The sequence below is a fragment of the Methylobacterium sp. Leaf465 genome (assembly GCF_001424705.1).
GTDB lineage: Bacteria > Pseudomonadota > Alphaproteobacteria > Rhizobiales > Beijerinckiaceae > Methylobacterium.
Window position 1 is genome coordinate 295324 of the sequence record NZ_LMRA01000012.1, and the last position, 13898, is coordinate 309221.

Consider the following 13898-nt stretch of genomic DNA (forward strand, 5'->3'; position numbering starts at 1 on the left):
GGCGTCAGGCGGCGTAGCGGGCGAGCGCCAGGTCGGCATGGTCGATGTCGGGCGCGCGGCCGGACATCAAGTCGGCCAGCATCCGCCCGGAGCCGCAGGCCATCGTCCAGCCCAGGGTGCCGTGGCCGGTGTTGGTGTAGAGGTTGGCATAGCGCGTGGCACCGACGATCGGCGTGCCGTCCGGCGTCATCGGGCGCAGGCCGGTCCAGAACGTGGCGGCCGCGAGGTCGCCCCCGTTCGGGAACAGGTCCCGGACGCAGCGCTCCAGGGTCGCCCGGCGCGGGGCCCGCAGGACATCGCTGAAGCCCGCGAGCTCGGCCGTGCCGCCCACGCGGATCCGGTCCCCGAGGCGCGTGAGCGCGACCTTGAAGGTCTCGTCCATGACGGTGGAGACCGGCGCCTGGGCGGGGTCGGTGACCGGCAGGGTGAGCGAGTATCCCTTGACGGGATAGATCGGCAGCCGAAGCCCGAGGGGACGGAGGAGGCCCGGGGTGAAGGAGCCCATCGCGGCGACGTAGGCATCGGCCCGCAGGGTCTCGGAACCGCAGACCACGCCCGTCACCGCGTCGCCCGCGGTCTCGATGCCGTCGATGCGCGTCCCGTAGCGGAAACGGACGCCCATCCGCGCGCACAGCTGCGCCAGGCGCTGCGTGAACAGGTGGGCATCGCCCGTCTCGTCGCCGCTCAGGTGAAGGCCCCCGACGATCGTGTCGCGGACGCCGGCCAGCGCGGGCTCGGCCGCGATGCATCCGGCCGGGTCCAGCACCGTGTAGGCGACCCCATAGGTATCGAGGACGCGGGTGTCGTCGCCGACATGGTCGAGCTGCTTTCGCGTGCGGAAGAGCTGGAGGGTGCCGCGGGTCCGGTGGTCGTAGGTGATGCCGGTCTCGGTGCGCAGGTCGCGCAGGACGTCCCGGCTGTATTCGGCGAGACGAACCATGCGGCCCTTGTTGCGGATGTACGCGTCCTCGGTGCAGTTCGCGAGCATGCGCGCGAGCCAGCCATAGAAGCGCGGCTCGACGTTCGGCCACAGCACCAGGGGCCGGTGGCGCATCATCAGCCACTTCATCGCCTTGATGGGAATGCCCGGGGCCGCCCAGGGGGCCGAGTAGCCCGGCGAGACCTGGCCCGCATTGGCGAAGCTCGTCTCCAGGCCGGCGGCGGGCTGGCGGTCGATCACCGTGACGGCATGACCGGCCTTGGCGAGGTAATAGGCCGTGCTGACGCCGACCACGCCGCTTCCGAGAACCAGGACCCGCATCGCACGTCTCCCCTGAGGCCCGGAATCCCAAGCACAGGCGGGGCCATGCCGCTCCCGGCCCCGAGCGCTCCGGTCTCGTCGAACTAGAGACACTCGATCCTGCGAGCGGTGCAGCGAAGATGGTGCAGGTTCCGCCTCGCAAAGGGTGCCTGACGCACGATCCTGCGATACGATGCACGATCGTTGCCTATGCCGGCCGAGGACAGTGATGCCGCCCGACGAGATCGATCGCGCGATCATCCGGGTCCTCCGCGAGGATGCGCGGATCCCGAACGCCGCCCTGGCGCAGCGCGTCGGCCTCTCGGCATCCGCCTGCCTGCGGCGCTTGCGGATGCTGGAGCGCAACGGCACGATCCGCGGCTACACCGTGCTTCTCGACGGGCCCGGCTCCGCCGGCTTGGTGGTGATGACCCGGATCGCCCTGGAGCGGCAGACCGAGGATTGCCTCAACCGGTTCGAGGCGGCCGTGCGGCGCTGCCCCGACATTCAGGATTGCTACCTGATGACGGGTGATTCCGATTATCTCCTGAAGATCCGCGTCGCCGACATGGCGGAATACGAGCGGCTGCACCGGTCGGTGCTCTCGAAGCTGCCCGGAGTCGCCCGTATCCAGTCGAGCTTCACCATCCGCAGCGTCATCGGCCGATGATTGCCTGGGCGGCGCACCAGGGCAAAGCTCGCGAAGGCCCTGGTCTCCTGCGCGCAAAAACCCTAGTTGGCTAATCAAGCGGGGTGGGTCCGGAGTCGGGGATGCTGGGTTGGTTCAAGGCGTTGATGCCGCGCGAGGATCGGTTCTTCGACCTCTTCGAGCGGCACTCGCGCACCCTGGTGGCCGGCGCCGAAGCGCTGCAGGGCGTGCTTCAGGGCGGGGACGCCGTTCCGCGCTACTGCCAGCAGGTGGTGGAGCGCGAGCATGAGGCGGACGCGATCACCGCCGAAGTCCTCCTCGCCGTGCGCCGGAGCTTCATCACGCCCTTCGACCGAGGCGACATCAAGGACCTGATCCAGTCGATGGACGACGCCATCGACCAGATGAACAAGACGGTGAAGACGATCGCCCTCTACGAGGTTCGCCGCTTCGAACCGCTGATGCAGGAGATGGGCGGCACCGTGATCGAGGCGGCGCGGCTCACCGCCGAGACGATCCCCCTCCTCACGGCCGTCGGAACCCATGCCGGGCGCATCAACACCCTGACCGAGCAGATCACCCGGGTCGAGGGACGCTCGGACGAGCTGCAGGAGCGCGGCCTCAAGGCGCTCTACGAGGCCCACCGCAAGGATGGCGGCGACGGCGACACGATGGCCTACCTCATCGGCGCGGAGATCTACGGCCACCTCGAGGACGTGGTCGACCGCTTCGAGGACGTCGCCAACGAGATCAGCGGCATCGTGATCGAGAACGTGTAGGCGACCCGATGACCGAGGCCACCGCGCTCGCCCTGCCCGCCCTCACCGGCCTGATCGCCGTCGCTCTGTTCTTCGACTTCCTCAACGGCCTGCACGATGCGGCCAACTCCATCGCCACCATCGTGTCGACGCGGGTGCTGCGGCCCCAATACGCGGTGCTCTGGGCGGCGTTCTTCAACTTCATCGCCTTCCTGTTCTTCGGCCTGCACGTGGCCCAGACCCTCGGGACCGGAATCGTCGATGCGGGGATCATCGATCCCCGGGTGATCTTCAGCGCGCTGATGGGCGCCATCACCTGGAACATCGTCACCTGGGTCTTCGGCATCCCGTCGAGCAGCTCGCACGCCCTCGTGGGCGGACTCATCGGAGCGGGCGTCGCCAAGGCCGGGTTCAGCGCGGTGGTCTGGAGCGGGCTGACGAAGACTGCCGCCGCCATCGTCCTCTCGCCGCTCCTCGGCTTCCTGCTCGCGCTCCTCCTGGTGCTGATGGTCTCCTGGCTCTGCGTGCGGGCGACGCCGTTTGCGGTCGACCGGCGCTTCCGCGCCCTGCAGTTCGTCTCGGCCTCGCTCTACTCCCTGGGCCACGGCGGCAACGACGCGCAGAAGACCATGGGGATCATCGCGGTGCTGCTCTACTCGCAGGGCCACCTGGGCGCCTCCTTTCACGTTCCCCTCTGGGTGGTGATTTCCTGCCAGTCCGCCATGGCGCTGGGCACGCTGCTCGGCGGCTGGCGCATCGTGCACACGATGGGCTCCAGGATCACGCGTCTGAACCCGATGCAGGGGTTCTGCGCCGAGACGGGCGGCGCGATCACCCTGTTCGCCGCGACCTGGCTCGGCGTACCGGTCTCGACCACCCACACCATCACGGGCGCGATCATCGGCGTCGGGGCTGCACGGCGGACCTCGGCGGTTCGCTGGGGCGTCGCCGGCAACATCGTGGTCGCCTGGGTGCTGACCCTGCCGGCCGCCGCCCTGATCGCCGCGGCCTGCTACGCCGTGACGGCTTTCATCGGCTGAGGTCCGCTCCGGTCGGCGCGCGACATCGGACTGGGAGGAGACCCGGGAATGCTAGGCAACGTCGAGATCGTCTGGCGCCTGCTCCTGGCCGCGATCCTGAGTGGGCTGATCGGCATCGAGCGCGAGCGCCTGCTCTGGGCCGCGGGCCTGCGAACGCACATGCTGGTCGGCGTCGGCGCCTGCCTGATCATGATCGTCTCGGCCTTCGGCTTCGCCGATGTGCTGGGGACCCGGAACGTCGCCCTCGATCCCTCGCGCATGGCCGCCCAGGTCGTCTCCGGCATCGGGTTTCTCGGAGCGGGAACGATTCTCCTGCGGGGCGAGGTGGTGAAGGGGCTCACCACCGCGGCGAGCCTCTGGGCCGTCGCGGCCGTCGGCCTCGCGGTCGGCGGCGGCCTCTACGTGGCGGGCATCGCCACCACGGCGATCCTGCTGGGGATCCTCGCCGGGATGAAACCCTTGCAGGAGCGCTACCACGACCGGATGCACATCCGGCCCCTCCGCGTGGTGGCCAAGCCCGGCTGCATCAGCCTGGAGGTGGTGCAGGCCGTGTCCGGTGTGCGCCCCTCCCGTGTCCGGCAATTCGTGACTCGGCGCGGGTCCGCGCCTGAATTCGACGAGACACTGATCACCTTCGTGCGGCTGTCGCGCCGCTCCGTGGAAGACATCGCACAGAAACTTCGGAGGCATCCCGGAGTGATCACGGTCGATGATCTTCCCGAATCTGGCTGAGCATGCATGATGAACGGCGAAATTCGCGGCACGACCGCGCTGGGATGTCGGGGTGGGACAGGATTGCGCGCCGAAGCTCGTAAAACGCGTTCTTCGCGATCGAATCCCGTGCCGCCGGTCGGGCGTTTGGGAACACGCACGCGCGTCGCCCTCTCCCCGGTCCGGGACGTCGTCGGGACCGTGAAACGACGGAGGAAGGACGAGATCGCGTTCTTCGCAAGCGAGAGGGCCTGCGCCGTTCCGGCCGTCGGTCTCCAGCGGATGCCGGTCCGTCCTTGAGCCGTCGTCGTTCGTCCTCCGAGGCTGCTCCCGCCGACAAGGGCAAGCGGGCCAAGAGCCAGGTCTTTCTCGTCGCGGTGAAGCAGCGCCGAGAGGCGTTGCGCGTCTACGCGGTGCTGACATCCGCCCAGGACGAGGCTCTGGCCATCGTGGCGGCCGCGAGCGCGGAGGGCGCGGCGGTGGAGGCGGCGGGGCGCCTCTCGAAGAAACTGGCGCGGCCCCTCAAGCTGAAGCCCGAGGTCCCGCACCCGATCTGACCGAAGGCGCCCCTAGCGGGGCCGGCAGATCGTGCGATCCGTGTAGAGCACCACGTCGCCCTGTTTCGGATTGTTCACGGTGAACGGCGCGAGGCTGTCCCGGGGAAGAAACCCGCGTCTGAGTTCGCGGTCGAAGAAGTCGTGGCCGATCTCCATGTAGCAGCGATCGAGGACGGCGTTGTATCGCAGCGACGCCTGCACCGCGGCACCTCCGGTCCCGTCATTGCCGCGGCTCCCGTACGCATCGCAGTACCCGGACAGCTCGAGGCTGCCGGGGCCCGAGAGCCGGATCGCGCGCGCGGTGCCGGGTTTCACCAGGAAGGACGGGCCGCCCTCCTGCGCGCCCACCAGCGTCAGGGGCGAGCGGTTATAGACGTGCCGGATGCAGTCGGCGCCGGCAGCACCCGCGCTCGCGACCAGCGCCAGGACGGGCAGAGCCACCCGGCCGAACCAGCGAAATCCCTTTTGCATCGCGCACCTTTTGCCAAGACGACCGGCTTCGACGACCGGATTCGAGGACTGACGACCGGATCGGAAGATCTGTTGAAACAGCTAGGGCATCGGGACGCCCGCGGCGAGGCCGTCGCGCGCCATCGGCACCGGCGACCGCGTGCGGATGCCGGCGAGGGTTTCCAGGACGTTCAAGCGGCGATGCGATCGTCGGGTTTTCCGGCGCCGCTGACCGGGACGATGGGAGCGCGGACCTGTGCGATGACCCGCGCGGTGCGCGTGGGCTTCTCCTTCGTGCCGGGTGGAGCGTTGGTCCTGGGTTCGACGGTGCGGCCGTCGACCAGGGTGTCGGGCGATGCGACCCCGTGAGGTGCTCGGCCGCACACGAAGGCGCGAGGTTTGGCAGTCTGGAGAAATTCCAGGGACCGACGCGCCGAGTTCTGCGTTCTCGCTGGACACATTTCGCAGAAGGCAGGCGCACGTCTGGACGGAGCCCGCGCGGTTCCGTGTCACGCCCGGGACCAAGATCGCCCGATCGGGCGGTCTCCCGGCCCGCGACGTTACCGGGCGCCCGTCCGCTGGCAGCCTCCTCCCGCTACAGGTTCAGAGAACGCCATGCCAAGTTTCGGAGAGAACGAATTGAGTCGACGTGACGTCATGGCCGGCGCGACGGCCTGTGCGGCCCTGGCCGCGGTCCCCGCGCGGGCCGAGGGTCGGCCCGAATCCGCCGGTCCGGATCAGCCGGTGCTGGCGAAGGTGTCGCTGACGGTGAACGGCCAGCGCCGCGAACTCGAAATCGACACCCGCACCAGCCTGCTCGACGCCGCGCGCGAGCACCTGCACCTGACCGGCTCGAAGAAGGGCTGTGACCACGGCCAGTGCGGCGCCTGTACGATGATCGTCGACGGCCGGCGCATCAATTCCTGCCTGACCCTGGCGGTGATGCACCAGGGGTCGGAGATCACCACCATCGAGGGGCTCGGCCAGCCCGACGCCCTGCACCCGATGCAGGCCGCCTTCATCAAGCATGACGGCTACCAGTGCGGCTACTGCACGCCGGGCCAGATCTGCTCCGGCGTCGCGGTGCTCGCCGAGATCAAGGCCGGCATCCCCAGCCACGTCACGGCGGATCTGAATGCGCCGATGCAGGTCACGGACGCCGAGATCCGCGAGCGCATGAGCGGCAATATCTGCCGCTGCGGCGCCTATTCCAACATCGTCGAGGCGATGACCGAGGTCGCCGGGAGGCCCGCATGAAGTCTTTCACCTACGAGCGCCCGAATTCGCCCGCGGAAGCCGCCGCCGCCGTGTCCCGCAATCCGAACGCCAAGTTCATTGCCGGCGGCACGAACCTCCTCGATCTGATGAAGCTGCAGATCGAGACCCCGACCCACCTCGTGGACGTCAACGGCCTCGGGCTCGACAAGATCGAGGCGACGCCGGAGGGCGGTCTGCGCGTCGGGGCCCTCGTGCGCAACACCGACCTCGCGGCCGATGCCCGCGTGCGCAAGGATTACGCCGTGCTCTCGCGGGCCCTGCTCGCCGGTGCCTCCGGACAGCTGCGCAACAAGGCGACCACCGCCGGCAATCTCCTGCAGCGCACCCGCTGTCCGTACTTCTACGATACCGCGCAGGCCTGCAATAAGCGTCAGCCGGGCTCCGGCTGCTCGGCCCTCGACGGCGTCTCGCGCCAGCTCGCCGTGATCGGTGCCAGCGAGGCCTGCATCGCCACGCATCCGGGCGACATGGCGGTCGCCATGCGGGTGCTCGACGCCGCGGTCGAGACCGTCGACGCCAAGGGGACCAAGCGGAAGATCCCGATGGCCGAATTCCACCGCCTGCCGGGTGACCGGCCGGAGGTCGACACCACGCTCGCGCCCGGCGAGCTCATCACGGCGGTGACGCTGCCGAAGCCGCTGGGTGGCGCGCACATCTACCGCAAGGTCCGGGATCGCGCGTCCTACGCCTACGCCCTGGTCTCGGTGGCGGCGGTGGTTCAGCCGGACGGCAGCGGCCGGGCGGCCTTCGGCGGCGTGGCGCACAAGCCCTGGCGGGTGGAAGCGGCGGAGGGCGAGATGGCCCGGGGCGCCAAGGCGGTGACCGCGCAGGCCTTCGCCGGCGCCAAGCCGACCCACGACAATGCCTACAAGCTGACGCTGGCCGAGCGCACGCTCAGCGCGGCGCTGAACGAAGCGAGGGCCTGAGCCATGAAGTTCGACACCCCCGCGGGCCAGAACCCGATCGACCAGCTCAAGGTCGTCGGCAAGGCCACCGACCGCATCGACGGCAAGTTCAAGACCACCGGGACGGCGCCCTATGCCTATGAGCGCCACGACGTGGTGGCGAATCAGGCCTACGGCTACGTGCTCGGCGCCGGCATCGCCAAGGGCCGCATCCGCGCCATCGACACGGCGGCCGCCAAGGCGTCGCCCGGCGTCGTCGCCATCGTCACCACCCTGGACATGCCGGCTCTCGGCCTCGGCCGGATGAACGCCGCCAACCTCTTCGGCGGTCCCCAGGTCCAGCACTACCACCAGGCCATCGCGGTCGTGGTGGCCGAGACCTTCGAGCAGGCCCGAGCCGCGGCGTTCCTCGTCAAGGTCGACTATGCCCGCGAGGCCGGCCAGTTCGACCTCGCGGCCGTGGCCTCGTCCGCCAAGCCGGTTCCCGGCGACAGCGGCGAGGGCAGCGGCGGCGGCGGCGAAGATCGGACCGGCGACTTCGAGGGCGCCTTCGCCTCGGCGCCGGTCAAGTTCGACGAGACCTACACGACCCCCGACGAGAGCCACGCGATGATGGAGCCGCACGCGACCATCGCCGCCTGGGAGGGCGACAAGCTCACCCTCTGGACCTCGAACCAGATGATCGCCTGGACCAAGGGCAGCATCGCCAAGATCCTCGACATCCCGGAGGCGTCGATCCGCGTCGACTCGCCCTATATCGGCGGCGGCTTCGGGGGAAAGCTGTTCGTGCGCTCCGACGCCGTGGTGGCGGCGCTGGCCGCCAAGGTCGCCGGCCGACCGGTCAAGGTCGCGCTGACCCGGCCGCTGGTCGCCAACAACACCACCCATCGGCCGGCCACGATCCAGCGCATCCGCATCGGCGCGACGGCGGACGGGACGATCACCGCCATCGCGCACGAGAGCACCTCCGGCAACCTGCCCAAGGGCAAGCCGGAGACGGCCGTGGACCAGACCAAGCTGCTCTATGCCGGGGCCAATCGCCTGACGGCCATGAAGCTCGCCCATCTCGACCTGCCCGAAGGCAATTCGATGCGGGCGCCGGGCGAGGCGCCGGGCCTGATGGCCCTCGAGATCGCCATGGACGAGATGGCCGAGAAACTGGGCATGGACCCGGTCGCCTTCCGCGTCCGCAACGACACCCAGGTCGATCCGGGCCATCCGGAGCGCCCGTTCTCCCACCGCAACCTCGTGGGCTGCCTGAAGCTCGGCGCGGAGACGTTCAACTGGTCGGCCCGCAACCCGAAGCCCGGCCAGGTCCGCGACGGGCGCTGGCTCGTCGGCATCGGCATGGCGGCGGGCTTCCGCAACAACCTGCTGATGAAGTCGGGCGCCCGCGTTCGGCTCGGGCGCGACGGCCTCGTCACGGTCGAGACCGACATGACCGATATCGGGACCGGCTCCTACACCATCATCGCGCAGACCGCCGCCGAGATGATGGGCGTGGGCCTCGACAAGGTGGTGGTGCGCCTCGGCGATTCGTCCTACCCGGTCTCGGCCGGCTCTGGCGGGCAGTTCGGTGCGAACAACTCGACCGCCGGCGTCTACGCGGCCTGCGTCCAGCTCCGCGAGGCGGTGGCGCAGCGGCTCGGCTTCAACTCGGCCGATGCGGTGTTCGCGGACGGGCAGGTCCGCTCCGGAAATCGCACCGAGACCCTCGCCAAGGCCGCCAGCGACGGCGAACTCGTGGCCGAGGATTCGATCGAGTACGGCGACCTCGCTAAGAAGCAGCAGCAATCAACCTTCGCGGGCCATTTCGTCGAGGTCGGCGTCGACGTCGACACCGCCGAGATCCGGGTACGGCGGATGCTGGCCGTCTGCGCGGCCGGGCGCATCCTCAACCCGAAATCGGCGCGCAGCCAGGTCATCGGCGGCATGACGATGGGCGTCGGCGGAGCGCTGATGGAGGAACTGGCAGTCGACACGAAGCGCGGCTTCTTCGTGAACCACGACTTGGCCGGCTACGAGGTGCCGGTGCACGCGGACATTCCGCACCAGGAGGTGATCTTCCTCGACGAGGTCGATCCGCAATCTTCGCCGATGAAGGCGAAGGGTGTGGGCGAACTCGGCATCTGCGGTGTGGGCGCGGCGGTGGCCAACGCGATCTACAACGCCACCGGCGTGCGGGTGCGGAGCTACCCGATCACCCTCGACAAGCTCCTCGGGCAGATGCCGGACGCTGCTTGAGACCGATTGCGCGAAGGCCGCGGCAGGGATCCTGTCGCGGCCCGCAGGACGTCGCGCGACCCCCGATGGCCTTCAGGCCGGCGGGGGTCGTTCGCGTTCAGCTGTGTGCCAGCACCGCCAGCAGAAGCAGCGCGATGATGTTCGTGATCTTGATCGCCGGATTCACGGCGGGGCCGGCTGTGTCCTTGTAGGGATCGCCGACGGTGTCGCCGGTCACGGCCGCCTTGTGGGCGTCCGAGCCCTTGCCGCCGTGGTGCCCGTCCTCGATGTACTTCTTGGCGTTATCCCAGGCACCGCCGCCCGAGGTCATCGAGATCGCAACGTAGAGCCCCGTGATGATCACGCCGAGGAGCATCGCTCCCACCGTGGCGAAGGCCTGGCTCTTTCCGCCGATCGGCTGGATCACGAAGAACAGCACGATCGGCGACAGCACCGGCAGCAGCGAGGGAACGATCATCTCCTTGATCGCCGCCCGGGTGAGCATGTCGACGGCGCGGCCGTAATCCGGCCGGTCGGTCCCCTGCATGATGCCGGGCTTCTCACGGAATTGCCGACGCACCTCCTCCACCACGGCGCCGGCCGCGCGGCCCACCGCGGTCATCGCCATGCCGCCGAACAGGAATGGGATCAGGCCGCCCAGCAGCAGACCGACGACCACGTAGGGGTTGGAGAGCGAGAAATCGACGGTCACGCCCTGGAAGAAGCGGTACTGGGTCGGGCTCGCATGGGCGATGAAGTAGTTCAGGTCGGAGGTGTAGGCGGCGAACAGCACCAGGGCGCCGAGGCCGGCCGAGCCGATGGCGTAGCCCTTGGTCACCGCCTTGGTGGTGTTGCCGACCGCGTCGAGGGCATCGGTGGACTTGCGAACGTCCGGCGGCAGGCCGGCCATCTCGGCGATGCCGCCGGCATTGTCGGTGACCGGCCCGAAGGCATCGAGGGCCACGATGAAGCCGGCGAGCGCCAGCATGGCGGTGACCGCGATGGCGATGCCGAACAGCCCGGCCAGCGAGTAGGTGCTGATGATGCCCGCGACGATGACGAGCGCGGGCAGAGCGGTGGATTCGAGCGAGATCGCCAGGCCCTGGATCACGTTGGTGCCGTGGCCCGTCACGGACGCGTCCGCGATGGACTTCACCGGCCGGAAGTTGGTGCCGGTGTAGTACTCGGTGATGACGACGATCAGCGCCGTGATGACGAGGCCGATCACCGCGCAGCCGAGAAGGCCCCCGGAGGTGAAGGTCACGCCCGCGTTGGTGGTGAAGGCCGTGCCGAAGCCGCCGAACAGGGCGTAGTTGACGCCCGCGATGGCGACGATCGAGAGGGCTCCGGCGGTGATCAGGCCCTTGTAGAGCGCGCCCATGATCGACTGGTTGGCCCCGAGCCGCACCGCGTAGGTGCCGGCGATCGAGGTCAGGATGCAGGCCGAGCCGATGGCCAGGGGATAGAGCAGCATCGCCTCGAGGACGTTGCGCCCCCCGACCTCGGTCTGGCCGGAGAAGAAGATCGCCGCGAGCACCATGGTGGCGACCACGGTCACCGCGTAGGTCTCGAACAGGTCGGCCGCCATGCCGGCGCAGTCGCCGACGTTGTCGCCGACATTGTCTGCGATGGTGGCAGGGTTGCGCGGATCGTCCTCCGGGATCCCGGCCTCGACCTTGCCGACGAGGTCGCCGCCGACATCCGCGCCCTTGGTGAAGATGCCGCCGCCGAGACGGGCGAAGATCGAGATCAGCGAGGCGCCGAAGCCCAGGGCCACCAGGGCGTCGATGACGTCGCGGCTGGCCGGCGACAGGCCGGCGATGCGGGTAAGGTAGCCGTAGTAGAGCGCCACGCCGAGGAGCGCGAGGCCGGCCACGAACATGCCGGTGACGGCCCCCGATTTGAAGGCGACGTCGAGGCCGCCGCCGAGCAACGTGGAGGCCGCCTGCGCGGTGCGGACGTTGGCGCGCACCGAGACGTTCATGCCGATGAAGCCGGCCGCCCCCGACAGCACGGCGCCGATCAGGAAGCCGATCCCCACCTTCAACCCGAGGAAATATGTGAGGGCGACGAACAGCACGAGCCCGACGATCGCGATCGTGGCGTATTGGCGCCGGAGATAGGCCTGCGCCCCCTCGGCGATCGCCCCCGCGATCTCCTGCATGCGCTGGGTGCCGGCGTCGCGCTTCATCACGTCGTTGATCGTGAGGATGCCATAGGCGACGGCGCACAGCCCGCCCAGGATGATAAGCAACAAAGCTGTCATTCGACCGTCCTTGATTGGCGATGCCCGTGCGGGTCTGTCGTGGCGTTGCTGGACTTCGTGGCCGTGATTTCCGGGTGTGCGCAGCGTTTCTGGCGTGCGAAGGTCATCGTTCGCGCGAGCGTCTCCGCCGCGCGCTGCGTTTCTGTTGTTGTGCATCTCCTCCCAAGGAATGCCTGCTCTGAGTGCCAAACTTCACCGGCGCTGGCAAATGCTGCCGAGCTTTTTCAGCCGCGAATATTTTTGCATCGCAAAACAGGTCGGGCTCGGTGGAAGTGTTCGCGCGGGCGCGAGCCTGATCTCAGCGTTCGGGGACGGCGCCGCGCGAAGCGGCCGGCGTCTCAGAAGTGGCTGAAGGACCCTGTCCCCAGCACCCGCGACGTGCCGTCGGCCTCCCGGAAGGAGGGCGACGCGGAACCGGCCGCGACCGTGCCGATGCAGGTCAGGGGCGTGCCGGTGGCGCTTGCCGCCGCCAGGCAGGCGTTCAGGTTCGCGGGGGCCACGGCGCAGAGGATCTCGTAATCGTCGCCGCCCGTCGCGATCGGGGTCAGGAGGGCCGGCTCCTGGGCCAAGGCTCTCGCGGCGGCGGGCGAGAGCGGGAGCCGGGCGAGATCGATCTCCGCGGAGCGCCCCTCCCCTTTCAGCATCTTGGCCAGATCCCCGGCGAGGCCGTCCGAGACGTCCATCGCGGCCCGGGCGTAGCGGCGCAGGACCGGAGCGAGGCCGATGCGCGGGCGGGGATGCCAGTAGCGATCGATGAGGGCGTCGCGATCCGCCGCGTCCAGCGCGCCCGCCCAGCCCGGCCCGTTGGGGCGGCGCAGGAGCAAGCCCAGGGCCGCATCCCCGATCGTGCCGCTGACGCAGATCCGGTCGCCGACCTGCGCGGTCCCACGCCGGACGATTCCCCCCGCCGGGACTTCGCCGATCGCGGAGACGCCGATCAGCGCCGGGCCGGCCGCCCGCACGGTATCGCCGCCGAGGAGGTCGAGGCCGAACTCCGAGAGACCATCGGCGAGGCCGGCCGCGAAGCCAGCGAGCCAGTCCTCGGTCCAGTCATCGGGCAGCGCGAGCGTCAGCAGGATTCCGCGCGGGCGGGCGCCCTTGGCGGCGAGGTCCGAGACGTTCACGCCGAGGGCCTTGCGGGCGATCGAACCCGGTGGATCGTCGGGAAAATAATGCACCCCGGCCACGATGGCGTCGGCCGTGAGAACGAGGTCGCAGCCGGGACTGGGCGACAGGGTGGCGGCGTCGTCGCGCAGGCCATCCGCTCCGGGTCCCGCCAGGGGCGCGAAGTAGCGCGCGATCAGCCCGTCCTCGTCGGGCCGGGCCACCGGGGTCAGGCCCGGCCGGAGGCCGGCAGGCCGGCGAATTCGTTGCCGCGCACGTCCCGGGCCACCTTGTCGAGGACGCCGTTGACCATGCCGGGCTCGTCGCCGCCGAAGAAGCTGTGGGCGACATCGACGTATTCGGAGATGACGACCCGCGCCGGTACGTCGCGGCGGGACATGAGCTCGTAGGCGCCCGCCCGCAGGATGGCGCGCAGCACCGCCTCGATGCGCTTGAGGGGCCAGCCCGAGGCCAGTGCCCCGTCGAGGATCGGATCGATGGCCCGCTGCTCCTCGACGACGCCGCGCAGGAGGTCGCGGAAGAAGGCGATCTCCGCGGCCGGATGCTCGATGCCGTCGACCTCGCGGCCGATCCAGAAGGTCTCGAACTCGGTGAGCGCCTCGATCACGCCCTTGCCCGAGATTTCCATGTCGTAGAGCGCCTGCACGACGGACAGGCGTGCGCCGCTGCGTTCGGCGGTCTTCATCCCGGAGTCGT

The 13898-nt window shown here is 69.5% G+C and carries 13 protein-coding genes; 8 read left to right on the forward strand and 5 right to left on the reverse strand.

Going from position 1 to position 13898, the window contains the following annotated elements; genetic code table 11:
• Positions 1-4: 4 nt before the first annotated feature.
• Positions 5-1261 carry a D-amino acid dehydrogenase gene (locus ASG51_RS09890; protein WP_056380528.1) on the reverse strand — a complete coding sequence of 419 codons (1257 nt, stop codon included), beginning with the start codon at positions 1259-1261 and terminating at the stop codon, positions 5-7.
• Between the two features lie 208 nt (positions 1262-1469).
• Here ASG51_RS09890 and ASG51_RS09895 point away from each other — a divergent pair, with 208 nt between their 5' ends.
• The 5 genes from ASG51_RS09895 to ASG51_RS09915 all read left to right on the forward strand — a co-directional run bounded on the left by ASG51_RS09895 (position 1470) and on the right by ASG51_RS09915 (position 4955).
• Complete coding sequence (locus tag ASG51_RS09895) at positions 1470-1910, forward strand: Lrp/AsnC family transcriptional regulator (RefSeq protein ID WP_056351430.1); 441 nt, start codon at positions 1470-1472, stop codon at positions 1908-1910.
• A 101-nt stretch (positions 1911-2011) separates the two neighbouring features.
• A complete protein-coding gene (locus tag ASG51_RS09900; RefSeq protein WP_056213851.1) occupies positions 2012-2668 on the forward strand; it encodes a DUF47 domain-containing protein in 657 nt (218 codons plus the stop codon).
• An 8-nt stretch (positions 2669-2676) separates the two neighbouring features.
• Entirely contained in the window at positions 2677-3687 is a 1011-nt protein-coding gene (locus ASG51_RS09905) for an inorganic phosphate transporter (RefSeq protein WP_056380530.1), read from the forward strand.
• 48 nt (positions 3688-3735) lie between these two features.
• The gene (locus ASG51_RS09910) at positions 3736-4419 is read left to right on the forward strand and encodes an MgtC/SapB family protein (RefSeq protein WP_056213858.1); all 684 of its coding nucleotides are present in this window, start codon (positions 3736-3738) and stop codon (positions 4417-4419) included.
• Between the two features lie 275 nt (positions 4420-4694).
• Complete coding sequence (locus ASG51_RS09915; RefSeq protein ID WP_056380533.1) at positions 4695-4955, forward strand: hypothetical protein; 261 nt, start codon at positions 4695-4697, stop codon at positions 4953-4955.
• Positions 4956-4967: 12 nt separating this feature from the next.
• Here the strand turns inward: ASG51_RS09915 and ASG51_RS09920 are convergent, their stop codons facing one another.
• A complete protein-coding gene (locus ASG51_RS09920; protein WP_056380535.1) occupies positions 4968-5426 on the reverse strand; it encodes a hypothetical protein in 459 nt (152 codons plus the stop codon).
• Between the two features lie 636 nt (positions 5427-6062).
• On the opposite strand from ASG51_RS09920, the gene paoA reads away from it, so the two are divergent.
• Genes paoA through paoC form a run of 3 tightly spaced genes read left to right on the forward strand, consistent with a single transcriptional unit; the run spans position 6063 to position 9832 of the window.
• The gene (paoA, locus tag ASG51_RS09925) at positions 6063-6662 is read left to right on the forward strand and encodes an aldehyde dehydrogenase iron-sulfur subunit PaoA (protein ID WP_056380537.1); all 600 of its coding nucleotides are present in this window, start codon (positions 6063-6065) and stop codon (positions 6660-6662) included.
• Positions 6659-7609 carry a xanthine dehydrogenase family protein subunit M gene (locus tag ASG51_RS09930; protein ID WP_056274547.1) on the forward strand — a complete coding sequence of 317 codons (951 nt, stop codon included), beginning with the start codon at positions 6659-6661 and terminating at the stop codon, positions 7607-7609. The genes paoA and ASG51_RS09930 overlap by 4 nt, the downstream gene beginning before the upstream one ends.
• 3 nt (positions 7610-7612) lie before the next feature.
• A complete protein-coding gene (gene paoC, locus ASG51_RS09935; RefSeq protein ID WP_056380539.1) occupies positions 7613-9832 on the forward strand; it encodes an aldehyde oxidoreductase molybdenum-binding subunit PaoC in 2220 nt (739 codons plus the stop codon).
• Between the two features lie 97 nt (positions 9833-9929).
• Here the strand turns inward: paoC and ASG51_RS09940 are convergent, their stop codons facing one another.
• From ASG51_RS09940 to nusB, 3 genes are all read right to left on the reverse strand, one after another.
• Positions 9930-12077 (reverse strand): sodium-translocating pyrophosphatase, encoded by a 2148-nt coding sequence (locus tag ASG51_RS09940; protein WP_056380541.1) that lies wholly within the window; start codon positions 12075-12077, stop codon positions 9930-9932.
• Positions 12078-12415: 338 nt separating this feature from the next.
• Entirely contained in the window at positions 12416-13405 is a 990-nt protein-coding gene (gene thiL, locus ASG51_RS09945; protein WP_056380543.1) for a thiamine-phosphate kinase, read from the reverse strand.
• A gap of 5 nt (positions 13406-13410) precedes the next feature.
• Positions 13411-13887: a transcription antitermination factor NusB gene (gene nusB / locus ASG51_RS09950; RefSeq protein ID WP_056214016.1), complete on the reverse strand. Its 477-nt coding sequence runs from the start codon at positions 13885-13887 to the stop codon at positions 13411-13413.
• Between the last annotated feature and the right edge of the window lie 11 nt (positions 13888-13898).

What these genes read in the sequence shown, in the direction of transcription:
- ASG51_RS09895 (WP_056351430.1), top strand. Translation starts at nt 1,470, where the DNA reads ATGCCGCCCGACGAGATCGATCGCGCGATCATCCGGGTCCTCCGCGAG.
- ASG51_RS09940 (WP_056380541.1), bottom strand. Translation starts at nt 12,077, where the DNA reads ATGACAGCTTTGTTGCTTATCATCCTGGGCGGGCTGTGCGCCGTCGCC.
- ASG51_RS09920 (WP_056380535.1), bottom strand. Translation starts at nt 5,426, where the DNA reads ATGCAAAAGGGATTTCGCTGGTTCGGCCGGGTGGCTCTGCCCGTCCTG.
- paoC (WP_056380539.1), top strand. Translation starts at nt 7,613, where the DNA reads ATGAAGTTCGACACCCCCGCGGGCCAGAACCCGATCGACCAGCTCAAG.
- ASG51_RS09905 (WP_056380530.1), top strand. Translation starts at nt 2,677, where the DNA reads ATGACCGAGGCCACCGCGCTCGCCCTGCCCGCCCTCACCGGCCTGATC.
- ASG51_RS09890 (WP_056380528.1), bottom strand. Translation starts at nt 1,261, where the DNA reads ATGCGGGTCCTGGTTCTCGGAAGCGGCGTGGTCGGCGTCAGCACGGCC.
- ASG51_RS09900 (WP_056213851.1), top strand. Translation starts at nt 2,012, where the DNA reads ATGCTGGGTTGGTTCAAGGCGTTGATGCCGCGCGAGGATCGGTTCTTC.
- ASG51_RS09930 (WP_056274547.1), top strand. Translation starts at nt 6,659, where the DNA reads ATGAAGTCTTTCACCTACGAGCGCCCGAATTCGCCCGCGGAAGCCGCC.
- nusB (WP_056214016.1), bottom strand. Translation starts at nt 13,887, where the DNA reads ATGAAGACCGCCGAACGCAGCGGCGCACGCCTGTCCGTCGTGCAGGCG.
- paoA (WP_056380537.1), top strand. Translation starts at nt 6,063, where the DNA reads ATGGCCGGCGCGACGGCCTGTGCGGCCCTGGCCGCGGTCCCCGCGCGG.
- ASG51_RS09910 (WP_056213858.1), top strand. Translation starts at nt 3,736, where the DNA reads ATGCTAGGCAACGTCGAGATCGTCTGGCGCCTGCTCCTGGCCGCGATC.